At 43.7% G+C, this 23,467-nt stretch carries 21 protein-coding genes; 12 read left to right on the top strand and 9 right to left on the bottom strand.

The features are described from left to right. Positions 1-43: 43 nt before the first annotated feature. Positions 44-1,681, top strand: a complete 1,638-nt coding sequence (locus INR79_RS23980) for a SulP family inorganic anion transporter (protein ID WP_223097272.1) — start codon at positions 44-46, stop codon at positions 1,679-1,681. Between the two features lie 292 nt (positions 1,682-1,973). Further along, the gene (locus INR79_RS23985; RefSeq protein WP_004408257.1) at positions 1,974-2,333 is read left to right on the top strand and encodes a DUF3024 domain-containing protein; all 360 of its coding nucleotides are present in this window, start codon (positions 1,974-1,976) and stop codon (positions 2,331-2,333) included. Positions 2,334-2,411: 78 nt separating this feature from the next. Here INR79_RS23985 and INR79_RS23990 read toward each other — a convergent pair whose 3' ends face one another. Together INR79_RS23990 and rnb are read right to left on the bottom strand one after the other, a co-directional pair. Beyond that, complete coding sequence (locus INR79_RS23990) at positions 2,412-3,242, bottom strand: helix-turn-helix domain-containing protein (RefSeq protein WP_004408256.1); 831 nt, start codon at positions 3,240-3,242, stop codon at positions 2,412-2,414. Between the two features lie 244 nt (positions 3,243-3,486). Then, on the bottom strand, positions 3,487-5,457 hold the full coding sequence (gene rnb / locus INR79_RS23995) for an exoribonuclease II (protein ID WP_223097274.1): 1,971 nt from the start codon (positions 5,455-5,457) through the stop codon (positions 3,487-3,489). A 378-nt stretch (positions 5,458-5,835) separates the two neighbouring features. On the opposite strand from rnb, the gene INR79_RS24000 reads away from it, so the two are divergent. Beyond that, a complete protein-coding gene (locus INR79_RS24000; RefSeq protein WP_004408253.1) occupies positions 5,836-7,701 on the top strand; it encodes a DEAD/DEAH box helicase in 1,866 nt (621 codons plus the stop codon). 63 nt (positions 7,702-7,764) lie between these two features. Here INR79_RS24000 and INR79_RS24005 read toward each other — a convergent pair whose 3' ends face one another. Continuing rightward, the gene (locus INR79_RS24005; protein WP_223097275.1) at positions 7,765-8,418 is read right to left on the bottom strand and encodes a glutathione S-transferase family protein; all 654 of its coding nucleotides are present in this window, start codon (positions 8,416-8,418) and stop codon (positions 7,765-7,767) included. 149 nt (positions 8,419-8,567) lie between these two features. On the opposite strand from INR79_RS24005, the gene INR79_RS24010 reads away from it, so the two are divergent. Together INR79_RS24010 and INR79_RS24015 are read left to right on the top strand one after the other, a co-directional pair. Continuing rightward, entirely contained in the window at positions 8,568-9,416 is an 849-nt protein-coding gene (locus tag INR79_RS24010; protein WP_223097276.1) for a LysR family transcriptional regulator, read from the top strand. Between the two features lie 106 nt (positions 9,417-9,522). Next, a complete protein-coding gene (locus tag INR79_RS24015) occupies positions 9,523-10,236 on the top strand; it encodes a hypothetical protein (protein WP_223097277.1) in 714 nt (237 codons plus the stop codon). Between the two features lie 36 nt (positions 10,237-10,272). Here the strand turns inward: INR79_RS24015 and INR79_RS24020 are convergent, their stop codons facing one another. Beyond that, a complete protein-coding gene (locus tag INR79_RS24020; protein WP_004408246.1) occupies positions 10,273-11,910 on the bottom strand; it encodes a methyl-accepting chemotaxis protein in 1,638 nt (545 codons plus the stop codon). Positions 11,911-12,684: 774 nt separating this feature from the next. On the opposite strand from INR79_RS24020, the gene INR79_RS24025 reads away from it, so the two are divergent. After that, positions 12,685-12,876 carry a hypothetical protein gene (locus INR79_RS24025; protein WP_004408245.1) on the top strand — a complete coding sequence of 64 codons (192 nt, stop codon included), beginning with the start codon at positions 12,685-12,687 and terminating at the stop codon, positions 12,874-12,876. Between the two features lie 70 nt (positions 12,877-12,946). Here the strand turns inward: INR79_RS24025 and INR79_RS24030 are convergent, their stop codons facing one another. The 4 genes from INR79_RS24030 to INR79_RS24045 form a co-directional block, all read right to left on the bottom strand. Next, positions 12,947-13,504: a PhnA domain-containing protein gene (locus tag INR79_RS24030; RefSeq protein WP_004408243.1), complete on the bottom strand. Its 558-nt coding sequence runs from the start codon at positions 13,502-13,504 to the stop codon at positions 12,947-12,949. A 181-nt stretch (positions 13,505-13,685) separates the two neighbouring features. Continuing rightward, a complete protein-coding gene (locus tag INR79_RS24035) occupies positions 13,686-16,124 on the bottom strand; it encodes a VolA/Pla-1 family phospholipase (protein WP_223097278.1) in 2,439 nt (812 codons plus the stop codon). 19 nt (positions 16,125-16,143) lie between these two features. Beyond that, positions 16,144-17,394: an outer membrane protein transport protein gene (locus INR79_RS24040; RefSeq protein ID WP_223097279.1), complete on the bottom strand. Its 1,251-nt coding sequence runs from the start codon at positions 17,392-17,394 to the stop codon at positions 16,144-16,146. 269 nt (positions 17,395-17,663) lie between these two features. After that, on the bottom strand, positions 17,664-18,443 hold the full coding sequence (locus INR79_RS24045) for a M48 family metallopeptidase (RefSeq protein WP_223097280.1): 780 nt from the start codon (positions 18,441-18,443) through the stop codon (positions 17,664-17,666). Positions 18,444-18,521: 78 nt separating this feature from the next. On the opposite strand from INR79_RS24045, the gene INR79_RS24050 reads away from it, so the two are divergent. From INR79_RS24050 to cutA, 6 genes are all read left to right on the top strand, one after another. After that, positions 18,522-18,959, top strand: a complete 438-nt coding sequence (locus tag INR79_RS24050) for a hotdog fold thioesterase (protein WP_223097281.1) — start codon at positions 18,522-18,524, stop codon at positions 18,957-18,959. After that, positions 18,959-19,192 (top strand): DUF3389 domain-containing protein, encoded by a 234-nt coding sequence (locus tag INR79_RS24055; protein ID WP_223097282.1) that lies wholly within the window; start codon positions 18,959-18,961, stop codon positions 19,190-19,192. The genes INR79_RS24050 and INR79_RS24055 overlap by 1 nt, the downstream gene beginning before the upstream one ends. Positions 19,193-19,270: 78 nt before the next feature. Continuing rightward, positions 19,271-20,992, top strand: coding sequence for an SgrR family transcriptional regulator (locus INR79_RS24060; protein ID WP_223097283.1), 1,722 nt, complete (start codon positions 19,271-19,273; stop codon positions 20,990-20,992). Positions 20,993-21,092: 100 nt separating this feature from the next. Continuing rightward, on the top strand, positions 21,093-21,944 hold the full coding sequence (locus INR79_RS24065; RefSeq protein ID WP_223097284.1) for a DMT family transporter: 852 nt from the start codon (positions 21,093-21,095) through the stop codon (positions 21,942-21,944). A gap of 54 nt (positions 21,945-21,998) precedes the next feature. Beyond that, positions 21,999-22,250 carry a hypothetical protein gene (locus tag INR79_RS28210; protein WP_262415419.1) on the top strand — a complete coding sequence of 84 codons (252 nt, stop codon included), beginning with the start codon at positions 21,999-22,001 and terminating at the stop codon, positions 22,248-22,250. Positions 22,251-22,269: 19 nt separating this feature from the next. Continuing rightward, entirely contained in the window at positions 22,270-22,593 is a 324-nt protein-coding gene (gene cutA / locus INR79_RS24070; RefSeq protein WP_004400408.1) for a divalent-cation tolerance protein CutA, read from the top strand. Here cutA and INR79_RS24075 read toward each other — a convergent pair. Further along, positions 22,571-23,203 (bottom strand): DUF2238 domain-containing protein, encoded by a 633-nt coding sequence (locus tag INR79_RS24075; protein WP_223097285.1) that lies wholly within the window; start codon positions 23,201-23,203, stop codon positions 22,571-22,573. The genes cutA and INR79_RS24075 overlap by 23 nt on opposite strands. Positions 23,204-23,467: the final 264 nt, after the last annotated feature.

Genomic DNA, 23,467 nt, shown 5'->3' on the forward strand with positions numbered 1-23,467 from the left:
TTTAGGTTTTAACTATCTAATTTCGATTTCAGAGAGGATGAAAATGAAAGTAGCCTCAGCCGCAGAGCAGTGGTTTCCGTTTTTGAGTTGGATAAGGAAAGCTTCGAAAGCAGATGTAAAAGCGGACTTGATGGCAGGGTTAACAGGGGCAATCGTAGTACTCCCGCAAGGAGTCGCGTATGCAATGATCGCTGGGTTGCCTCCCGAATATGGCTTATACACCGCCATTGTTCCAGCCATCATTGCGGCTCTTTTTGGTTCATCCCATCATCTGATATCCGGCCCTACAGCCGCACTTTCAGTCATTATCTTTACAACCATTAGTCAGTTTGCCGCCCCCGGTTCTGCGCTATATATACAGCTAGTCATCACTTTAACCTTATGCGCCGGGATAATTCAGCTTGCGCTTGGGCTGCTAAAATTTGGTGCTGTCGTTAATTTTGTCTCTCATTCAGTTGTCTTGGGATTTACCGCTGGTGCTGCAGTTGTAATTAGTGCAAGTCAAATTAAACACGTTCTTGGCGTTGAATATTCTTCTGGCTCTACCGCTGTCGAAAATCTCTTATTGGGATGGCAGCACTTGCCGGAATATCAGATTGCTCCGGTTGTTATAGCGCTGGCTACCATTGCATGCAGTGTACTGTTAAAGCTTTGGTCTTCTAAACTGCCCCATATGCTGATTGCTATGATTACGTCCATGCTTCTGGCCTACAGCATGAGCAGTGCAGACATGGACATCAAGCTGATCGGTGAAGTTCCGTCAGGGTTACCAGTCTTTGACGTTCCGGAATTTAACGATGTTCCTTTTGAATCCATGTTAGGTGGAGTTTTTGCTGTAGCCTTGCTAGGGCTAGTAGAAGCCATTTCCATCGCTCGCTCGGTTGCACTCAAGTCCCGTCAAACTATCGATAGTGATCAGGAGTTCATTGGTCAGGGTCTGTCGAATGTGGTGGGATCTTTTTTCTCGTGCTACGTGTCATCCGGCTCATTTACCCGAAGTGGCGTGAATTATTCAAGTGGTGCCAAATCTCCTCTGGCAGCGGTTTTTTCCGGTCTTTTCCTCGCGACTATCATGATGTTTTTTGCTCGTTATGCCGCTTTCATTCCAATTGCAGGCATGGCGGGAATCCTTTTGGTGGTGGCTTTTAATCTGATTGACGTCCCCCACATTATGGACGTAGTAAAGCACGACAAAAAAGAAACCTGGGTACTCAGCCTTACATTCGTATCCGCATTGGTATTGCACCTCGAACTCGCGATTTACGTAGGTGTTGCAGCTTCGCTGTTTTTTTATCTGCGCCAGACGTCCCGCCCGGTTGTTGACTCACTTGACTCGGAAGAACTGGCGCTAGACGAAGCAATAGCCAATGACGTACAGGTGATCAGAATAAATGGGTCAATCTTTTTTGGCAGTGTTCAGCACTTGCATGGTGAGTTACAAACCATCAGTGCCTCAAAAATCATTATTCTTGGTCGCGGTGTCAACTTCATTGACCATGTTGGGGTAAGGATGTTGTCTGAATTTATGGAAACTTCTGGAAAGGCAATATACTTCTGTCGCTTTAAGTCAGCAGCTAGAAATAGCCTGTTAAAAGGTGCGCCGGTTTTTTCGGAGCATCAGTTCCACCCGAAGTTGGGGCAGTTGGTAGCAGAGCTTACTGAAACTATGCGTAAGTCTTAGCCTCCAAGACAAAGAAACTGAAAGTGTAGATGACGCACAATCTATAATTTCTGGTTGCGCTCACTCTATTCCGTTAAAGAAAATTTTTTTCAACGGTGAGAACAGTAGCTTTATGAAACTTCGCTCAATTAATTTCTAAGCAAATCAAATGATTCATTCTTAATCAGCTCATTCTCTATCAAGATGCAAAATCAATTATTGATTGTTTTGTGAACAATTTAATATTGAGACAAGGATAAATAGCGGATCTAGGTTTATAGTTATGGGTGGGGTAAAGGAAAGGGGAAAGTCCATGTTGGTATGCGATATAGACCGACAACGCCTCGATAAGTTGGCACGCAGGCTTTGCGAGCACCGAAACCAAGGCTTACCAGTAGAACACGGAAAAGCGCATTTTGAACTTATTGAGTCAGGTATTTTATTTACGAAATCTTTCTTTAAGTTGGATTCAGGGCATCCTGACTATTCCAAAGATGTCGCTAAATTAGAATTCGACCCAGATGGAAATATCTGGCAGTTGTATATAAACGGGCGCCAGAAAGAATCGTTGTCCAAAGTGTGGCACCCGCACCCAGTGATGCCACAATGCAGAGATTTGTCACAAGTGTTTTCAGTGATTGAATCAGACCAAGAACACTGTATTTGGTACTGATTCAATTCTGAGGTCTACCGACCTGTTAAGCTACGAAATGGCGAATCTGACAATTTCAATCCGTCACTATGTGCTCGGTCACACAGTGGCGTGTCTTAGTTCTTCACGGTTCCAGTTAATACGAGAACGGAATTCTTTTGGTGTCATTCCCTGAATGCTCTTAAACGCTGTACTGAAGTGAGCAGCACTCTTAAAACCGCTCTGGAACGCGATCTCACAAATGGATTCGTGTGAAGCACGTAATTGGTTTGCTGCATAGTTGATGCGTTTTTCTTTCAGTAGGTGAGAGAAAGAAAGCTCTTCTGCAGCTAAGCGTCTTTTTAATGTTGCCGGAGACATGCCAAGTGTGCGAGATACGCTTTCAAGGGAAATCTCGTTGCGGATATTTTTCTCGATATGCTGAATAACACGCTGGCTAACTTTCAATTCAAAAGAGTTGTGAATCAGTCTGCGCAGGCTAGGGTTGATCTTCAGCATTTCACTAACCAAAGCACGCGCCAGAAACTCAGCGGTTTCATTCGGACCGTTAGACTCCGCCAGAATACCAATCAGTAAGTCCTGAATAGATTGCGCAGTAACGTCGTCAGCGTCGTATTTTACAAATGAATTCTCTTGCTTACCAAACACGTAATCTTCAGTGCCAGCTTTGATGCTTTGAAGAATGGAGGTATCCAGGTGAATAGCAGTTGCGTTAATCGCATTATTCGGTTGGTCGGTCTTTACGTCTGTCAGCAGTGAAATATCCATTAACGTAAATTCACCGCTGTTTAATTTGCCAATGACGCCATCGGGAAATTTGAACGAAGCGCTGCCTTCAATCACCATAAAGATGACTGGGTTGGCTGCGTGATATCTATCACGGGATCGTTGTTGGAAATTGCTGAACTTTTGTAGGGTTACATTCGCCATAGCACTTCTCTGTTTTGTTTCTTCCGTAACTTAATTATTTCTATTGAGTTTTTGAAATCAAGGAAAGTTGAGCTGAATTATGACTGATGCCAATTAATGAGACAACCAGAAGTTTGTTACGCTAAGTAATTGATAAGCTGTGCCTTTGACTGAAACGGTGTATTTATTTAACGGAAACAAAAAGAGCTCTACTTTATTTGAGAGCTCTTAAGTGATTATTTTTTAAATAAAGTTTTGAAACTGTCTACTCTGTTCCAAATTCTTTGGTCGGTTTCGCGACCAGACTGCGGTTTTCGAGATTGACATCGATCAAGATAACTTCAAGAACATCACCAAGTTGCCATTCTACGTTCTTGTCAATGAGTACTTGACCAACTTCGCTGTTGCACTCAATGCGTTCTTTATTATCCAAAATTTGTGAGCTCGGTATAAAAGCTGACGCGCCATTTTCCAGAATTCTGATTCGTGCACCTGCGCGATTCACGTCAAAAATTTCACCCTGGAAGCGAGTTTGATCTTTAGGAGCGTTGATCAGAGTACGCGCATATAACCAGTCACCCACATTGCGCTCTGCAATTTTATGGTGCTTGCGGTGCAGCGCCAGTTCCTCACCAACAGCGTCGTCTGGTTTTTGTACTGGTTCTTTGTCAAGAATCAGTGCTTTCAGCATACGGTGGTTGATCATGTCACCATATTTACGAATCGGGGAAGTCCAAGTCGCATAGATGTCTAATCCCATCGCGTAGTGGGGAAGAGGTTGGTTACCAATTTCACTGTACGCCTGATATTTGCGAATGCGATTGTCCATGTAAGACGTTTCTTGGTTACCCAACCAGCGACGAATCGCACTGAACCCTTCCAGAGACTTAGCTTGCTCTTCAGTAAATGGTTGTTCGTTATCCTTGTTAATCAATTCAAGGACATCAGCCATTTTGTCGTCTTTAAAACCCGCGTGAGTATTGAATACGCCTGTTTCAAACTTGCTCTTCAGTGCCTTACCTGCGCAGATATTAGCGGTAATCATGGACTCTTCGACCAAGCGATTTGCTGTACGACGAAGATCCGCATGAATCGCAACAACATCGTTATCTTCACTCAGCTCGAAGCGGTAATCCGGTCTATCTGGGAAAACAACGGCATTTTCTTCTCTCCAGGTTGCACGAGCTTGGGCAAACTCATGAAGATCGTTAACCACCTGGGCAATGGTTTCGTTAGGTTGCCAAGCGTCTGAACTGCCTGTTTCTAGCCAATCGGAAACATGGTCGTAAACCAAACGCGCATGCGATTGAATGTTGGCTGCGAAGAATTTGATGTCATCACCAATTACGCCGTCTTTCGCAATGGTTACTGTGCAGCACAGGGCTGGTCGAACTTCGTTTTCCATCAGGGAACAAAGATCGTCTGCCAAATCACGTGGAAGCATTGGGATGTTGCGACCCGGTAGATAGATGGTAAAGCCACGATCACGCGCCACTTTATCCATTTCATCATCTGGAGTGATGTAGGCAGTTGGATCTGCAATTGCGATAGTTAGCTCAAAATCGCCCTTTTCGTTCTTCTTAGCGAAAAGGGCATCGTCCATATCTTTTGTTGATTCACCATCAATAGTAACAAAAGGAACAGACGTCATATCGACACGCTCTAGGTCAGCATCGTCTTTCAGTTCCCAATTATCGATACCCGCAGGCTCGCTGTTTGGCAAATCGTTTTCAGCCAGCGTTACCCACCAAGGTGCAATTTTGTCGTTTGCGTCGGTAATCTTCTCTGAAATTTCAACAAAGAAAGTATTGTCACCTTTAAGAGGGTGTCTGGTCAGGTGCGCGACAACCCAGTCGCCTTCGCTAAGCGTTTCTGGATTTAGCCCTTTCTTGGCTTTTGCTTTTAGGGAAAGCTTTTTCAGTTGAGGGTGGTCCGGAACCACGTTCAGGCGCCCTTTGAACATTTTAATACGACCAATAAAGCGAGTAAGAGACGGTTCAATAAGCTTATCTGGCTCAGCGACTTCTTTTTCGTTTTCTGTTCGGATAATGGCTTCAACCTTGTCACCGTGCATACATTTTTTCATGTATGGAGGTGGGATGAAGAATGAAGTTTTGCTGTCTACTTCGAGAAATCCAAAACCTTTATCTGTGGCTTTGATTGTGCCTTCTTTTGTTGGAAGGGTTTCTTTTATTTGCTGCTTTAATTGTGCGAGTAACGGGTTATCTTGAAACATCTTATTTGGTCGCTGTTAATGAACCGAAACACTATATAGTTGAACAGGTAGCATTGCCAGATAATCTGAGAATTTTAAAGGGAAATGAGGGCTGACAAATGTATCTTTAAAGACGTTTTTAGATTCAATTTTGTGCAACATGTCGATTTCATGACCCAAATTATAAAAAATCGATGAAAAATGTGATGAATTTCAATTTTTTCTGGCATTTCTTGTGCTTTTAGGGCAGAATCCGTCTCCCTTAATGATGTCCCTGGCGGCTTGATGCGTTTTATTACTTATCCGCATCTGAACGGAGTCAGTATACCTTCTGGATTGGTATTGGAATTGGTAGAGCACGTGGGACCGTTTGTTTTTGTTTAATTTAGTGGGATCCCAATGCAAGATTCTGTAATTCAGTTTAGTGAATTAGCACTTAATGACGCCATTCTTTCTTCACTTGAAGGTATGGGTTTCGTTTCTCCAACTCCAATTCAAGCAGCTGCTATTCCTCACCTATTAGAAGGTAAGGATGCACTTGGTAAAGCTCAAACCGGTACAGGTAAAACTGCCGCGTTCTCTCTTCCTCTTCTTAACAAGCTAGACCTAAGCCAACGTAAGCCACAAGCTATCGTATTAGCACCAACTCGTGAGCTGGCTATTCAGGTTGCCGCTGAGATGAAGAACCTGGGTCAAAACATCAAAGGTCTTAAAGTTCTGGAAATCTACGGTGGTGCTTCTATCGTAGATCAGATGCGTGCTCTAAAATCAGGTGCACACATCGTAGTAGGTACACCAGGTCGTGTACAAGATCTTATCAATCGCGATCGTCTTCACCTAGACGAAGTTCACACGTTTGTTCTTGATGAAGCAGACGAAATGTTGAACATGGGCTTCGTAGACGATGTAACTTGGATCATGGAACAAGCACCAGACACAGCGCAACGCGTGCTTTTCTCTGCAACCATGCCTCCAATGCTGAAAAACATCGTTGAGCGTTTCCTACGTAATCCTGAGCACATCGACGTTGCTGGTAAGAACCACACTGTAGACAAAGTAGAGCAGCAATTCTGGGTTGTTAAAGGTGTAGAGAAAGATGAAGCTATGTCTCGTCTTCTTGAAACTGAAGAAACTGACGCGTCTATCGTATTCGTTCGTACTCGCCAAGATACCGAGCGTCTGGCTGACTGGCTAAGTGCACGTGGCTTTAAAGCAGCTGCGCTTCACGGTGATATTCCTCAGTCTCTGCGTGAGCGTACTGTTGATCACATCAAGCAAGGTGTTATCGATATTCTGGTAGCAACCGATGTTGTTGCACGTGGTCTGGACGTTCCTCGTATTACACACGTATTTAACTACGACATCCCATTCGATGTTGAGTCTTACATCCACCGTATCGGTCGTACTGGTCGTGCTGGACGTAAAGGTAAAGCGATTCTGTTGGTTCGTACCAACCAAATCCGTATGCTTCGTACTATTGAGCGCGTAACGAAGTCTTCTATGGAAGAAATCCAGCTTCCACTGCGTGACAAAGTTGCAGAAGCGCGTCTGGTTAAGCTTGGTAACGAGCTAACAGCAGACAAAGAGCACAAGTCTCTGGACAAATTCGGCGAACTGGTTGAGAAGCTTCAAGAGTCTCTGGAAATTGATGCGACAACACTGGCGGCTATTCTTCTTAAGCGCCAGCAAGGCAAACGTCCTCTATTCTACATTGGCGAAGACCCAATGATTGAAGCGATTGAGCGCGACAAGAAGCGCCGTAAAGAGCGTCGTGAAGGTCGTAGCAGCTACGGCAACAACAACCAAGATTGGGATACTTACCAATTGCAAGTTGGTCGTGAGCAGGGCGTTCAGGTTAAAGATATCGTTGGTGCTCTTGCAAACGAGCTTGGCTTAACAAAAGGTTCAATCGGTGCTATCAAACTTGCACACGGTCATACGTTTGTGCAGCTTCCAAAAGCAATGACTTCAGAAGTAGCTGGTAAGCTTCGCAAACTACGTATTCGCCAGAAAGAAGTGGGTGCAGTAGTGTGTGACTTCGACGACTTCCGTGAGCCTCGTGGTCGCCGCGATGGTGGACGTCGTGATGGCGGTCACCGTGGTAATCGCGAAGGTGGCGGTTATCGTGGCAACCGTGAAGGCGGACGCGGAAACCGTGGTGAAGGTCGTGGCGAGCGCCGTTTCGACCGTAACCGTGGCGGTGATCATCGCGGTAGCCATCGTGGCGAACGTGCTCCACGTAACCGTCGTTTCGAAGAAGCTTAATCGCTGAAAGAAAAAGAATTAAGAAGCAGGTCATTTGACCTGTTTTTTTTATTTTCGGCTTCGCTAAACCTCAAGTCCGGCTTCCCCTTGAGGAACTACTTCTTCTTCCAATAAAGCTTCCTCAGTCCATTTCTGGATAGCAGAGCAACTGAGCACGTGATCCGCATACCTTTGGGCTTCCGCTCCAATTTCTATCTGGTAGGTTTTAAATCTGAGTGCTACGGGAGCAAACATAACGTCTGCAATACTCCAGCTTCCAAACAGCCATCCACCTTTGGTTTTGAATTCGTTAGACTGCTCCGACCAAATCTGTTCTATTCGGGCAATTTCTAGTTTTGCCTGCTCGGAAAGTTCAACCTTTCTTGTTGCTCTAATGTTCATTGGCATTTCAGAACGAATAGCATGAAAGCCTGAATGCATCTCTGCCGCCAGAGAGCGAGCTTTTGCTCTTTCTTTTGCATCTGAAGGCCAAGCCTGACCAGACATATAAGCATCATTGATGTATTCACAAATCGCCAGTGAATCCCAAACCTGAATGTCACCATCCACTAAAGCCGGGACTTTTAATGCTGGTGTGTACTCCTGAACTTCTTTGTAAAAGCCGGAACCAACCAGACTTATGATTTTCTCATCATAATTTACACCCGATTTTTCAAGCATTAACCATCCGCGTAATGACCAGGTAGAGTAGTTCTTGTTTCCTAGAATCAGTAACATATTGTTCTTCCGTTGATTGATGACTTTTCTTTACGTTAAAGATAAAAAGAGTTGTCGACCATACAGATGTTTTTATACAAACTATAAGCAAATGGAATGGGTTTTTATTCTCGACTTAGTGAATAATTTGAGCTTTAGGGAGAATTAACATGGATATAGAAGCACTACGAAGCTTTCTGGCTTTTGTAGACACAGGCAGCTTTACCCGAGCGGCTAAACAAACCTTCAAAACACAGTCTGCCGTTAGTATGCAAATGAAAAGGCTGGAATCAGAACTTGGCAAACCACTATTTGAAAAACAGGGTCGAAACCTGAACCTGACAAAAGATGGGCAGAGCTTGGCACTATATGCCCGCCAGCTATTGCAACTCCACGATGACACATTAAATCAGATAAAAGGTCAGGATGTTGAAACGGTCATCAGATTGGGTTGCCCCGACGATTATGCGGAATCCGTGTTGCCAAACTTCGTCCGCTTACTTCGCAAAGAAATCCCAAGCTTAGATTTACAAATAGTCTGCACGCCAAGCAACAGAGTAAGGATGATGCTCGATAGTGGTAGGTTAGACATCGGTATCGTAAGCAGACCGGCGGGACGCGAGGAAGGGTACCTGTTATCCAACGACCGTGGAGTCTGGCTGATCGGCGAGAACAAAAGTTTGCTCGAACAGCGACCAATTCCTTTGGTTTTACTTCAAAAGGAGTGTCAGTATTATGCATCTGCGACAGAGGGGCTAACCAAAAAACAAATTCCTTTTAAAGTCGTTGCCAGTTGTGCCAGCGCTGTTGCATTAACGGGGTTAATTCGCAGCGGACAGGCTATTGGAGCATTGGCAATCCAAAACACAGGAGAAGGGATTTCGATTCTCGAAGAAGATTGGCTTCCACCTCTGCCAGCCGTCGATATCGTATTGGTTACATCATCTATTGCGAGAAACAAGTTTCCGGCAGATTTAGCCCGAAGGTTAAGTGATAAGTACCAAACGGAATATTTGTGAATACCGGGCTGTCTCAATATTGTGCTTGGGATTACCCATTCGTTGTGTTAGTTTTTGCGCCCCGCTGAAGGATTAGCACTTTGATAACGAAATTGGTAATCCATCTATGCTCAAACAAACCATCTCAGTGTTTTTTATCTTGCTACTGTCAGCCTGCGGCGCTGGTAGCAGTTCTAATTCCCAACCAGTCAAGATAACGTCCAATAAGCAACAGACAGCAACTCTTAAGGTTTTCCACTTCTCAAGTACAGGAAGTACTTTTTCAAAAGGTTTTGGCAACGCTATTGCTATCTCTAAAGAAATAGGGGGCAGAACAAAGCTTATGTATACAGGCGACCTTTACGGCGCTTCAGAAACACTTCGCCTTTACTGGAACCAGGTGACGTTTCCACTGGTGTCTTACGAGCTACGCGACCAAAATACAAAGGCTAAGCTCGCAAAGGCTTCGACGGTCATTAAGGATGGAGGGAAGTATTATCTCTTTGCTATTGGAAATAAGAGTGAAGGGTATCGGTTCCAGTGGAATATTGTTCGAGAAAACGCGAAAAATGACGCCAGCAAGAAAAGCGTTCGCGTCTTGAACATGAACGACAAGGCTCAATACAAAGTATCTAGCGATGGCAACCTACTGGCTTCACTGGTGGCAAACCAGTTATCTGAAAAAATCGAATTAGAGAAATCCTATCCCATGGAATTCTATTTTGAGAGTGGAACTTCAGGGAAAACATGCATTTTGGCTCAAAGTGATGACAACTATGGTGATGATTTAATTGTTGCTTTAGACCCGAATACCGAAGACTGTTTGTTTTTGTATGGCTAAAAGAAAGGGGAGCATCGCGCTCCCCATTTTGATTGTTTAGACCTTAAAGGCGTTAACCAGTCCGTTTAGCTTTTGTGCCATCACACTTAATTGCTCGCTGGATTGCGAAGTGTGGCTGGTTCCGGTTTCCGTTTGCTCTGCGACCTGTGAAATGCTGGAAATGCTGTCGCCTATGCTCAGAATCTGATGACGCTGGTCTTCAGCAGAAGAAGCGATCTCTGTAGACATTTCTGCCAGAGTTTTAATCGACGCCTGAACGCTTGTCAATGCATCTCCGCAATTGGTTGCTTTCTCGATACCCAATTCAGCTTTGTGCTGACAGTTTTGCAGCGACCCCACTGTTTGCTGAACACCTGTTTGCAAATCTGAAATGATTCGCTGAATGTTACCCGTGGATTCCTGAGTTCTTTGGGCGAGGGTACGCACTTCATCGGCGACAACGGCAAAACCTCGACCTTGCTCACCAGCTCGTGCAGCTTCAATTGCCGCGTTTAGCGCTAGCAGGTTGGTCTGTTCTGCGATTTGCTTGATGACATCCAGAATATCTCCGATTTCATTAGAAGACGATTCCAGATCTCCGGCGATCTTAGCTGTCGCCTGTACCTCCTCAGCAACACTCTGGATAACATCGAGGTTTTCGTGAACGCTCTGCGTACCTGAGGCGATAACTTCATTGGATTCGCGAGTAGTAACAAGCGCTATTTCAACTTTCTCTGATACCAAATCAGCGGAGTGCGTCAGTTGCTCAACCCGACCAGCAACGGCGAGTGTCTGTTCTTTTTGATCGCGTATTCCAGACTGAATTTGATGAGTAACGCTAGACAATTCTTCAGCTTGAGAAGCAAGAGAGTCGGTATTCCCATGGATACTGACCACCACGTCTCTCAGATTATTGTTCATCTTGTTAAACGCTGTAGCCATTGTCGCCAGTTCATCTTTGCCTTTACTTTTCATTACAATGGACAAGTCTTTGTCGTCAGCGATAAGCGACATGGTTCGTGTTAATTTATTTAATGGCTTAAGAATGTTCTGCGCGATTAAAGTTGAGAACAAGACAAGCGCAATCACAAAGATCAGCGTGTGAACAGAAGTAGCAATCAACTCGTCTTTAAAGGCATCTTCTACATCAGTAAAGTAGACGCCTGTACCCAGAACCCAGCCCCATTTGTTAGATTTCCCAACAAAAGACACTTTCTCTTCCAGTTCACTACTACCAGGTTGCGGCCAGTCGTAAGCGACAAACCCGCTGCCTTGTGAGCGAGCAGTTTCTACAAACTGGCGAAACGCATCCGAAATGTAGGAAGTAGAATGAGCCACCATATTCTTGCCGTCTAATTCAGGCTTAATAGGGTGCATGACCATCACGCCATTCAAATCATTCAGCCAAAAGTAGCCATTACTTCCGTAGCGTTTGTTTTTAATTAATTCACGCGCCTGCTGCTGACCTTCTTCAAAGGTTAGGCTGCCACGCGTAACGAGTTTTTCGATCTGGTTTATCTGACTGATTCCACTTTGAACTAAAGCTTCCGCTGCTTGTTTACGTTCAACAATCATCTGATCTTTCAGATTCAATGCGGAAAAGAGCTTAGCGCCAAAAATCATAAGACTGGCGACGACAATGATCAGCCGTATCTTTGCTGATACATTGAGTCGGTTTAAAAGGCGATTCAGCATGAATACTCCATAGGTTGCACATTGAAACATTATAAAAATGGCATTCGATTTTATTCGTATATTGAATAAAGGAAATGCGTAATTGGCTTACCGTGTTATATGCGCACAAGAGAATTAGCTAAGTGTTTGAAACACCGTACGTTTATACCGCTTTAGGGATGTAACAATATGTAACACAAATGCAATATTGAGCTTTAAAGTAAACAAAAATCACTACCACATATATGGATATAATTACCTTAAAAATAACGTAAAATCTTATAATTGGGAGAGGGTACACACTATAATGACAAAATGAAAAATAGAGCTGCAAAATCACAAGTCATAGCGAGTGAGCTCTAAAGTACATAAATTAGACAAAGACCATAATCTACATAAGGAAAGCGGGGATAGAACAAAGGCTACCCACAGCTTGATACGATTTGTTCCGCAAAAATAAAATCAAATAGAGAAGCCATCGTTCAGTGAAAGATAAGAGGGTTTGGATTCGGATTACTAATTTTACTTTAAATTGACATAGTATTGGATTAGGATACTTGTTAAAAATATGTTTATCTCACATGCAATATTGAATATCTGAATCCGGTATTATCAGACAATTAGAGCCATTGGTGCATATATACCCATTAATTTTGATTTGTTATTTTCCACTTGGTTAACGGATTGTTATATTAGAAAATCTAATCTGAAAATATAAGAAAAGTCATTTTTTGAAAATGAAATATACGACTATTATCTGAGCTATCGAGAAAACAGATTAATTGTGAGGCAATCATGGCACAGGTAATGCACATCGAAACAATGGCAGCTCCAGGGTCTATGGGAAAGAAGACCTATGCGTTAAACTTCAAAGGATTGATTGCTCATTTGTTGGATATCTTATTTGTAGAGAGTAAAGCGGAACCAAAATACAACGTTGGACAACTTTCTCCTTATCTACAACGTGATATCGGACTGAATCGATAAAAATTAAAGCCAGCAAAAATGCTGGCTTTTTTGTATCTGTTCAAAAAATAAGGCGTGTTCGTGCCTTATCTTATTTCTTACGGCAATACTCAGCAATAATGTACATTGCCTGACCGTTTGCCTTCCCCTGAATATGCTTAGGGTCGTCTGTTAAGCCAATACCGCGAACTACTGTGCCTTGTTTAATCACCTGGCTTGAGCCTTTGATTGGCAAGTCTTTAATAACCGTTACGTCGTCACCTTTCTTCAGTTCAACGCCATTTACATCACGCGGCTTTTCGGCATCGTCATCCATTCCAATCTCTGCCCATTTAGCCACATCATCTTCTAGATAGATCATATCCAAGGCGTCTTGCGCCCAACTCTCTGAAGACAAACGCTTAAGCTGACGCCAAGCCATCACCTGTACTGGAGCCACTGGGCTCCACATGCTGTCATTCAGGCAACGCCAGTGGTTGATATCTTTGGGCTCATCAATTTCATTTAAGCATGTACCACAAAGCATAATAGCGTGGTCAACGGTCACATTGGCATGAGGCGCAACTGCATAGGCTTCAAGCGAAGAGTCTGAAGCGCAAAGTTCGCATTTAGAACCACAGCGCTCAAGTAATGTAGATTCAGTAGACATTAAGGTCTTACCTTTGTTGGAATGAGAGCAGGGTATTATCCACGTAATCCCGACAAAGAAAAGGGCATTGAGGCGATTTATCCACTCTTATAAATAATTCATACAACAAACTTTTCTTTCATATTTGATAGGCATAAAAAAAGAGCCCGAAGGCTCTTTTAAGTAAAGGCTGTTTATATCACTACTTCAATACAGCAGGCGAATTACTAACGGTATCCAACTTATTGTCTGATAAGAAATCAATCACTTGTCGAACCATCTCATTGTGATGATTCTGATCCGCAAATGCTTGATCCTGAGGGAATATTGCCGTTGAGTGGTCAGCTGAACTGAATTGAACGTACACTTTCGTATTGTCACTTGGTGTGGTGTTCGAGCTGTTAACTGGATTTATAGACATTTGATCTGCGATCGGCTTAGTTCCCGCCAGCGGTGCTGTTGCTACTGTATTAGGCACCGTTAAGTCACCTTCAACTTGCGATAAGTAGAAAGGCTTATCGTCGATTAAATCTGTCATGTTAATTGGATCAATACCATCGATAACGGTTTGTACCGCATAAGTAAACTGCGAGAAAGAAGCTTCTAACGTAGTTTTAAGTGCATTATAGGTGCTATCGTTTGCCATTTGTGTATAACATGCCCCTTGCTCTTTCGAGGTGGAAGTAGAAGTCAAGGAGCATTGGCTAGCTACGTATGCCTTGTAATCATCGTTACTGTTCAGTCCCAGGTTGTGTTTTATCAACGGACCGAAGCTAGCACTTCCCATTAATAAGTTGCCTATTTGACCACCAGAGTTCGCGATTGCGGATGAAGTTATAGCGAATAAAGAGTTCAATGCAGTGTCAGTTGCAGTGTCTCCTGTTTGATGATTTGAATATGCCGCTGTTGAAGAGCCAACTATCCCCCCAAGGGAATGCCCATAAACCCTTGGAGCTGACGTTGCAACTAGTGGGTTGGCAGCCCCCGCAAGTGGTGTACCAGTAAATGAATTGCTTCTTGCAGAATAAGCCAGACTGATAGAGGCTCTTAAGCCAAGCAAGTCAAACGTGCTTTGCTGCAGATTATCTCTAGCGACAGGTATATTACTTAAATTGATGTAGGCTAATGCAGACGCATTGGCTGACCTTGCTGCATCAAGGCTCCTTTCGCCATGAAGAGGGAGGTCGATAGCAATTACACCTATACCGCCTCTGGCAAGTTTATCTGCAAAATAGTAAGCATTTTCTTTGGCAGAGGTAATCCCATGCTGATAGATAACAATTGGCATATTTGCTGGAATTGTTGTTGGCGTAAACAGTAAGAAGTTTACCGTTTCCATAGAGCGAATTTTTGCAAAAGGAGTGAAGCGAGTTGGTACTCTTTCAGTATCTAATCGTGAACCGTCTGCTAATGTAATGTTGACACCTACCAACGATTGCATAAACGCAAATTGCTCGGCAGACGTTGCGGTTGCAAGTGTTGAAAGTGGTGATGGATCAACACCAGCACTAACCAGACTTGCACTGATGGCTGTTGCGTCAGCTGAACTTGAAAGCGCGTTAATTAATTTTGCAAGGCTTGGCGCAGCTGCTTCAAAAGGTGCTGTGTTCCAGTCTGTTCCTTTGCTCAAGAAATGAGGCAGCTTGACGGTGCCTTTAGTTACATTAACCGTGTTGTTGTTTGAACCTGAATACAAACCCGCTACTGAGGTTTGCGCACTTGAGGTACCTGCATACTTAGTGAAGTTTGTATCAGCTATCAATGCTTCATCAAAATCAACAGAAGTGCCAAATGTCAATACAAAGGGATTTGTTGAGTCAACACCAGATTCGATTGCATTTCCTTTCCACACTTTGGTCAGATCATTGTTTTGCCCAATGGCAGAACCATAACCAGATTTAGTTGCGAATAGTGACGAGCCAAGAGATTGAGTTGAGAACCAGGAAGAGTAAATGATGGTTTTCGTGTCAATTGAAGCTCCAGCCATATACTGTTCAACACCTTTCACAACTTTTTGTGCTGATGCCAAACTGCCCTCTGTGTAGGTCGTGTTTGAGGTTTTCAGACCTGCGTAACTTTGAGATGTCCCTATAGGATTACCATTTTTGTCTAATATTCCGTCGGTCAACGCAAAAATATAGTCGGAACTAGGATCTAAAGGTTGCGTGAATGTAATAACAATAGAATCTGATGTCGTGGTAGCTACAAAAGAACTGACAGCACCAGTAACAGTAGGTGGAGTTGAATCTGTTAACTTTCCAGAGAGCTTAAGTATGGTGATACCTGATGTTATTGAAGTTCCGGCTGAAAAACCGTCGCCTTTGAATCTCAGTGCTATCGGCATACTTAACGACCAGCCATCTGCCGTATTCATAGCAGCCAGAGGGTTCGACAATGCGTTATTCCCACTAGTTGGAAGCTTTAAGGTTCCATCTTCTGTATCCATTAGAAGAGCGCTTGGAGGTGGGACCCAAGCATTGCTGCCAAGTAGAGTGAAATCAATTGATGTTTTTCTAGATGACAAATCAGTTAAGTATTGCTCTAAATTACCTGTCTCATTACCTGTAACTTTTACGTCATCACCGCATCCAGAAAGTAATGAAGCGGAAATAATGACCGCCAATAAGTTTTTCTTATTCATCGTGTATATCCTGTCTGAATTAGTTGAATGCGTAGTTAACTTGAAGTGCGGTTATATACGCTGAGCCAGAGCTTTCAAAAGTCAGCTCCTGATCACCTGCATTTTTTTCTTTAAAGGAACCACTCTTGCTTTTAACAAGTGCAAAACCAGCATCAAAGGTAAGGTTTTTACTGTATGCATACGTAACACCAGTGGAATACCAAGTACGATCAGAGTCGGGGATACTTAGGGTGGTTTTTCCTGCTTGCTCATCGAATGCTAAACCAGCACGAAGAGTCCATTGAGAATCAAGAGAATAAGTTGCTCCAACGGAGTAGCGGTTATTATCCGAATAGTCTTCCTTTTTTAAGAAGCAGACTCCGTCATTCAAATCACAATCAGGGCTTGTCGCTCTGAGCTCTTTAAACTTATTCCACATGGTACGTTGCCAGCTGTAATGCACAGCCCATTGGCTATTTAACTGATGGAAGCCGGATAATTCGACAATATCTGGCAACTCAATTTTAAGCTGCCCCTTAACTGGATTTTTGCTCGAATCAGAAACTCTTGTTCCACCATGATCAGTAAATTTACCGTCATCAAAATCGAGGTTTACGGATGAGCGATAACCAAACCCAAATCTATGGTTTTCGTTAATTTCGTACAAAGCACCGATATTCCATCCAAAGGCAAAGGTGTTACCTTCCATTGAAACTAATTTGTCTGATGGACTACCACCAATAAATGGGTAGAGAGAGCCTTTATGCCTATCCAGTTCAGCTATCGCATACACAAGATTTACCCCTGCACCTACGCTGAAATTGTCGTTAGCCCTATAGGCGATGTTCGGGTTTAGATTGACAGAGGCTAGGGAGGTGTTACCTGCCATGTCGCCTGCTGCGATTGAATCTGGGTAATCTGTTCCTACCCCATAAGTGGTGAACAAACCAACACCCCATGCCCATTTATCATTGATTGGGCTGATGTAATAAGAAGCAGGAACAAACTGCATCGGGGCTACATCTTTGGAATATTGATTGTTGGTAACGTCGTTAACATCCACTTCTGGATCGATAATGGACAGCGCGCCAGAAAATTGGGCTGTGTCAAACAGTGTCATGGCAGCTGGGTTACGAGCTAACACGCTGGCATTGTCTGCCACCGCTGCTTCACCAGAAAAAGCGCGTCCTAAACCGGAAGCTGAATGCTCTGCAACCTGAAAGCCGGCTGCGTTAACATTACACGCGAACAATATGGATATTGTAAGCAGAGAGCAGTGCTTAATTTTCATCCTTGGTCCCCTTGGGTAAGACTTTTTACTTGTATGTGTAGGAAAAGCCATATGGCTCAATCCAACCTTAAAGTAATGTTGCCGATATGTTAAACGGATGTTTAAATCGTGAGTATGAAATGAGAGGTGAGTGGGATTTTATTAAAGGATCATAATGATTGCCAATACCGATTGGCACTTTTGTCACTGGACGTGTGATTTGTTTAACAATATTGAATTGATTGAATAAAAAAAGCGCAGTTTAACAACACCACGCTTTAGTCAAAGGCTTAACCGCAATTGGGTCTGGTCGACGCTGGAGCAGGTAAAGCGCTAAATCGATTGGATAAATTTGTGATGCGAGTATTGTGAGATGGGTGAGTAGAAAGTAGCTCAGGTGGATTCTTTCCCTTGGATGCTTTCGCCATGTTTTTCCAAAGTTCAACACTCTGGCGAGGATCAAAACCTGCTTTTGCCATCAGATCCAGCCCCAGAATATCAGCTTCAGATTCCTGGCTTCTACCGTAGGGCATAAGCACGCCATATTGAACTCCAACGCCTAATACGCCCATTGCCAAACCTTGGTATTCTGAGTTTTGTAGGCTCACATTAGTAATCTGTAGCCCTACATTGGCTAGTTGAGAACTCGATAATCGCTCATTACCGTGATCGGCAAGGACATGAGCAATCTCATGACCAATAACCGTTGCCAACTGGTCCTGATTTTTCGCCACTTTCAACAGGCCAGTGTAAACGCCAATCTTGCCACCGGGTAGGGCAAACGCATTGATTTGGTCGCTGTCGAATACCACAACCTCCCATTTATCAAAACTTGATTGTTTGGGGACGTGTTTTGTGATCGAGTCGGTTACACAGCGCACGTAAGCGTTTGTTTTGCTATCATTGCTCACCTTCTCTCGTTGCTTCATTTGCTCGAAAGAGTTAGCACCGAGGTTTGCCATATCGTTGGCAGAGAAGAGCAGTAGTTGATCGCGACCTGTTGGTGATGTTGTACAGGATGCAAGTAGCGTTGCTGTAAGCCCTGTAACTAGTGTTCGCTTTATACTCATAAACGGGCTCCGTGTTAGTATTTCCTATCTTTCTTAATAACAAATTATATCACTCACATTAGGTAAAATTGAATGGATATGAGCAATAGCATTTGGAAGAAACCCGTAAGTCTCGAAATTTTGAATGCGTCTTCCAAGAATACCCTGATGGAACACCTGAATATCGTTTACACCAATTTCACGGACAATACGATTTCAGCCACGATGCCTGTTTCGTCCATTACCCATCAACCTTTGGGAATGCTGCACGGCGGGGCATCTGTCGTATTAGCAGAATCTCTTGGTTCCATTGCTGCTAATTTTGCTGTAGACGATGATTCATATTGCGTTGGACTCGATATTAACGCCAACCATGTGAGGGCGATGAGAAAAGGCGTAGTTACCGGAATCGCGAGCCCACTTCATTTAGGTATTTCAACCCAAGTGTGGCAGATAAATCTTGTTGACGAACAAGATCGACTCATTTGCACCAGTCGCCTGACGATTGCGGTAAAAACCAAGAAAGCGAAATCCTGATGGTCATTACTTTTAAAAGCGGAAAAATCATCGCCACGATGCACGAAATCGTTGTAAAGCTAACTGGCGAACATTTTGTTACTCTGCAAAGCCAGACAGACGCAATATCCCTATTAGGCAACGGTGCAAATGTCGTCGCTGCAAATGGTGCAGAATGTAAGTGGTCCATAAAGTTAGATAACCACCAACAGCTGGAGCAGCTAGCAGAGCAACTTGGGATCTCTATCCAATAAGTTTAATAGTGCTTTAATTTTGCTGGTGCTAAAATAAGGAAATTCTGAGATTCCACTTGTCGAGAGTTTTTCCTCATTATGAGCAGCCCACGCCTTCGAAGCCAATTCGAAACTCTATTCGAGCATTACAACGGAACCGATTCAGAGGTTCAGTTAGAAGATATCACCGACATTCTTTTTTGTACCCGACGCAACGCCCGTATTGTGTTAAACAAGCTTGCAGAAGAGGGCTGGATCGAGTGGCACCCGGCGGCGGGCAGGGGGAAGCTCTCACAACTTATCTTCCTCAGAAACAAACAGGATGTCAGTGAAAATCTCGCCAAGCGATACTTAGAAGAAGGCAAAATTGGTCAGGCGCTGAACGTTCTGGAACGCGATGCCTCTCGCCTGACGCAGGTGATTCAGGATTACCTTGGTCTTCAACACCAACAAGGACAGCAAGTTGTCCGCTTACCTTATTATCGAGCACTCAGAATGCTCAATCCTCACAAGCCCACGCGCCGCTCAGAACAGCACATCATCAGACAAGTTTTCTCTGGCTTGACCAAGTTAGACGAAAACGAACAGGTTCAAGGCGACTTAGCGCACGACTGGGAAATGATTTCTGATAAGCACTGGCGTTTCTATATTCGTCCCGGAGTTCGATGCCATAATGGCAATCTGCTAACATCGCAAGACATTGTTGAGAGCCTGACCTGTTCCGCCAATTGCCAGATGTTCGACCATATCAGCAAGGTAGAAGAAGTTTCTTCTTGGGTAGTAGACATTCACCTTTCGTTGCCAGACTGGCATTTACCCCTGCTTCTTGCCGAAACGAATGCCAAAATACTTCCTTCCCATCAGTTACCAGATGATGAGATGGATCGAACGCCCGTTGGGACTGGTCCTTATCGAGTACTGATCAATGATGATAAGAGGCTGGTGCTAGAAGCTTTTGATGGCTATTTCGGCTTTCGACCTCTTATCGATAAGGTAGAAGTCTGGGTGATTGATGAAGCTTATTCCACTCTTGTTTATCCAAGTTTGCAGCATCCAACCAAACCCCAGCATCGCGAACATGAAGATGTCGAACTGGATCCCGGTTGTACTTACCTTTTACTTAATCAAAAGCATGGGCTGGCGAAAGATCAGGAGTGGGCAAATTATTTCTGCTCACGCCTTAACTGCTTCGATGTGTTTGAATTAATGCCTAAAGACAAAATAGTAGAGCAGGGGTTGTTGCACGCTCATGGTTTAAAGCCAGGCTGGTTTCATAACCGACCGACAGGTTCCCAGACCAAGCCACCGGCTCTGGTCACCATCAAAGTCGCTTACCACTGCTTCCATCCAGGGTTCAAAATGTATGCCGCAGCAATTGAACAATTGCTTAAGCAAGACGGACTGAACGTTGAATACATACGTTACGATGTAGAACCGGAAAACATGAGCGAAATCGATATCTGGATTAAGCCAATGGGGATCAGCACTAATCGCGATGACGGATTACTCGGCTGGTTTCTTAGCTACGGTGACATTCACAACATGTGTAGAGAAGAACAGTTTACCAAGTGGCGTACAATCATAAACGAATGGCGATCACAACCTGAAATGGCGTTCCCAGCGAAGCGACTTGGTAAAGAACTGGTAGAAAGCCAGATTCTGATTCCAATGTTTCATGGTTGGCTTGGTTTGAGTAAAGACCAGTGCGGTTCGTTACAGAATGCTAAAACTAACGCGCTTGGGTGGTTCGATTTCAGCAAAGTCTGGGTGAAACCCGAATTAGAGCTTGAATCTTTGAATACGGAAGGCAACAGCAGTTAATGTCGCCATATTCCCATCGGTTATAAAACCAGCAAAAACATGCTGGTTTTATTATTTCATTGAAGTCATGATGAAGTGGTGACTAAGTTAGGAACCCGGCATGCCTTCATTGAAAAACCAACTCTACATTCTCGTTGCCATGGTGGCATTTGCTGGCAATTCCGTATTGTGCCGACTTGCGCTAGCAGATAGTCAAATAGACCCTGGCACCTTTACCGCCATTCGTCTTATTTCTGGCGCAGTTACGCTCTTCATTTTGGTAAACCTGACTCGTTCCGGGCGACGATTCTCTCTTTTTTCTGATGATTTTAACCTCAAGGGCAGTGCACTGCTGTTTGGATACGCCATTTGCTTTTCTTATGCGTATATCGATCTAGCCACTGGCACAGGCGCTTTATTGTTGTTTGGCGCGGTTCAACTGACCATTATCATTGTGTCTTTATTAGCAGGCATAAAACTCAAAGCGGTTGCAGTCGCTGGAGTAGTTATCTCGTTTAGTGGTTTAGTCATACTATTGCTGCCGGGGGCAACTCAACCTGACTTAACAGGAGCGATTTTGATGGTCGTTTCCGGTATATGTTGGGGCGGATACACGTTAAATGGAAAATCGAGTTCTAATCCGCTTGTTTCGACCCAGTTAAACTTCATTGGGGCATCGATCCCAGTTTTCTTATTACTGCCTTGGTTAGTGGAGTGGGATTCCGCCTCTCGCGAAGGCATCCTTTACGCACTTTTATCAGGCAGCATCGCATCTGGTCTAGGTTATGCAATTTGGTATCGGGTAGTGAAACACATATCCGGGCTTCAGGCAGGTGTTGTTCAGTTGTCTGTCCCAGTCATCGCGGCTCTGGGCGGGGTGCTTTTTGTCAATGAACCTATCACTGTGTGGTTTTTGGTGTCATCTCTTCTTGTTCTGGGTGGTATCGCGATTACTTTAGTAACGAAAGGTTAATTTCTTCGGTTAATTAGGTAAAATATCACTACCTAGATTTTCGCAAACTGAAAGATGGCAAAACCCAATAAAAAGTTACCCTCTAAGGCTGTCGATGTTTTCTGTTCTAAATGCAGAACAAAACTCTACCGTTACAGAAAGGGCGGAAAAGGGGCGCTGGTAAAGTGTTTTGTCGAACGTATTGTCGAAGACTACACAACTACACCTTGTGAGTGCCCGGAATGCGGGAGCGTATTTGCTCGCCGAACACTCATTCGGGGTGTCCCAGCGAATAAAATCGTCGGTGGTAAAGTCTTCGCTAAGTAATCTAAACCAAGGTGCAATCATGTCAGAATCAGAATTTTGCGTCGTCCTCACTACGGTTAACGATAATGAAACCAAACGTGGAATTGTCAGCACACTATTAACAGAGAAGCTGGCTGCTTGTATTCAGGTACTACCGATTGAAAGCTATTATCTTTGGGAAGAAAAGGTATGTGAAGACGGTGAGCAGCTATTGGTGATTAAGACTCAAAGCGCTCGATACCACCATGTAGAAGAGGTAATAAAAAAGCTGCATAACTATGAGGTTCCTCAAGTTGTGCAGCTTCCGATCAGTTCAGGGTTATCAGAATACCTGGACTGGGTTAAATCGAATACTCAGGCTTAGCCTTCTCGACAGCCATGGATTGGCTATTAAAGTAGAACGCGATGAGAACGGTGATGGCCCCTAAGGTGTCGCACAACATGTCTCTCTGAGCATCCCAGATGTCGCCCTGTGACCCCAAAAACGCAATACCTTCATTGCCGCCAGCCAGTTCCGCATACCACCATTCAATAATTTCATACCCTGCGGCGACACTCATTAACGCAAACAAACCAAACAGTGTAGAGATAACAACCGAAGCGTGATTTTTTCTGTACAGGTATTCCGCAATTGGGTAAGCCCAAAATCCGATGGAATAGTGAGCCACGCGATCATAATGATTTCGTTCTGAGCCAATTAAATCGTTAAACCAGTTGAAAGGGACCTCTGCAAATGTGTATTTGGCTCCGATGGTGTGCATGAAAAGCCAGACAAACATCAATATATAAGCGGTATTGCTGAATCGGAATTTGTGGTGAGTCAACACAATGAAAGCAAATGCCAGAAGCACTGGAATAATTTCAGCTATCCAAACAGCCCAGGAAGCAGGGTTGATCATCGAAAAGATAAGAACGGCGACATAGTTAACAGAAAGTAAAGAAAGCACGCGGTTAGAAAGTAGAGATTTCAACATTTTCGTTTTCCCTAATCATTTGTTTGATGCGATTATACACACAATAAAACACTGTTCAATTAAATTTTAAAGCCACTTACAAATATCAATTGATAACAAGATGAATAATGTTTAATCGTAAATGTTTCAGAGAAAGCGTGAGATGTTACAGAACAAAGTGAGATTTCGATCTGAAAAAGGAAATGAGACTAGCAGTTTTTACTTAACTAATAACTACTTAGATAACTAAAGTGCGGGGTTTATATAAAAACGTTATGAATTGCG

The sequence above is a fragment of the Vibrio sp. SCSIO 43132 genome, assembly GCF_019904195.1.
GTDB lineage: Bacteria > Pseudomonadota > Gammaproteobacteria > Enterobacterales > Vibrionaceae > Vibrio > Vibrio nigripulchritudo.

Coding starts and splice junctions, on each gene's coding strand:
- INR79_RS24045 (WP_223097280.1), bottom strand. CDS start 18,443: ATGAGTATAAAGCGAACACTAGTTACAGGGCTTACAGCAACGCTACTT.
- INR79_RS24030 (WP_004408243.1), bottom strand. CDS start 13,504: ATGTCTACTGAATCTACATTACTTGAGCGCTGTGGTTCTAAATGCGAA.
- INR79_RS24050 (WP_223097281.1), top strand. CDS start 18,522: ATGAGCAATAGCATTTGGAAGAAACCCGTAAGTCTCGAAATTTTGAAT.
- INR79_RS24035 (WP_223097278.1), bottom strand. CDS start 16,124: ATGAATAAGAAAAACTTATTGGCGGTCATTATTTCCGCTTCATTACTT.
- INR79_RS24075 (WP_223097285.1), bottom strand. CDS start 23,203: ATGTTGAAATCTCTACTTTCTAACCGCGTGCTTTCTTTACTTTCTGTT.
- INR79_RS23980 (WP_223097272.1), top strand. CDS start 44: ATGAAAGTAGCCTCAGCCGCAGAGCAGTGGTTTCCGTTTTTGAGTTGG.
- INR79_RS24060 (WP_223097283.1), top strand. CDS start 19,271: ATGAGCAGCCCACGCCTTCGAAGCCAATTCGAAACTCTATTCGAGCAT.
- INR79_RS23990 (WP_004408256.1), bottom strand. CDS start 3,242: ATGGCGAATGTAACCCTACAAAAGTTCAGCAATTTCCAACAACGATCC.
- INR79_RS24015 (WP_223097277.1), top strand. CDS start 9,523: ATGCTCAAACAAACCATCTCAGTGTTTTTTATCTTGCTACTGTCAGCC.
- INR79_RS28210 (WP_262415419.1), top strand. CDS start 21,999: ATGGCAAAACCCAATAAAAAGTTACCCTCTAAGGCTGTCGATGTTTTC.
- INR79_RS24065 (WP_223097284.1), top strand. CDS start 21,093: ATGCCTTCATTGAAAAACCAACTCTACATTCTCGTTGCCATGGTGGCA.
- INR79_RS24000 (WP_004408253.1), top strand. CDS start 5,836: ATGCAAGATTCTGTAATTCAGTTTAGTGAATTAGCACTTAATGACGCC.
- rnb (WP_223097274.1), bottom strand. CDS start 5,457: ATGTTTCAAGATAACCCGTTACTCGCACAATTAAAGCAGCAAATAAAA.
- cutA (WP_004400408.1), top strand. CDS start 22,270: ATGTCAGAATCAGAATTTTGCGTCGTCCTCACTACGGTTAACGATAAT.
- INR79_RS24055 (WP_223097282.1), top strand. CDS start 18,959: ATGGTCATTACTTTTAAAAGCGGAAAAATCATCGCCACGATGCACGAA.
- INR79_RS23985 (WP_004408257.1), top strand. CDS start 1,974: ATGTTGGTATGCGATATAGACCGACAACGCCTCGATAAGTTGGCACGC.
- INR79_RS24025 (WP_004408245.1), top strand. CDS start 12,685: ATGGCACAGGTAATGCACATCGAAACAATGGCAGCTCCAGGGTCTATG.
- INR79_RS24040 (WP_223097279.1), bottom strand. CDS start 17,394: ATGAAAATTAAGCACTGCTCTCTGCTTACAATATCCATATTGTTCGCG.
- INR79_RS24020 (WP_004408246.1), bottom strand. CDS start 11,910: ATGCTGAATCGCCTTTTAAACCGACTCAATGTATCAGCAAAGATACGG.
- INR79_RS24005 (WP_223097275.1), bottom strand. CDS start 8,418: ATGTTACTGATTCTAGGAAACAAGAACTACTCTACCTGGTCATTACGC.
- INR79_RS24010 (WP_223097276.1), top strand. CDS start 8,568: ATGGATATAGAAGCACTACGAAGCTTTCTGGCTTTTGTAGACACAGGC.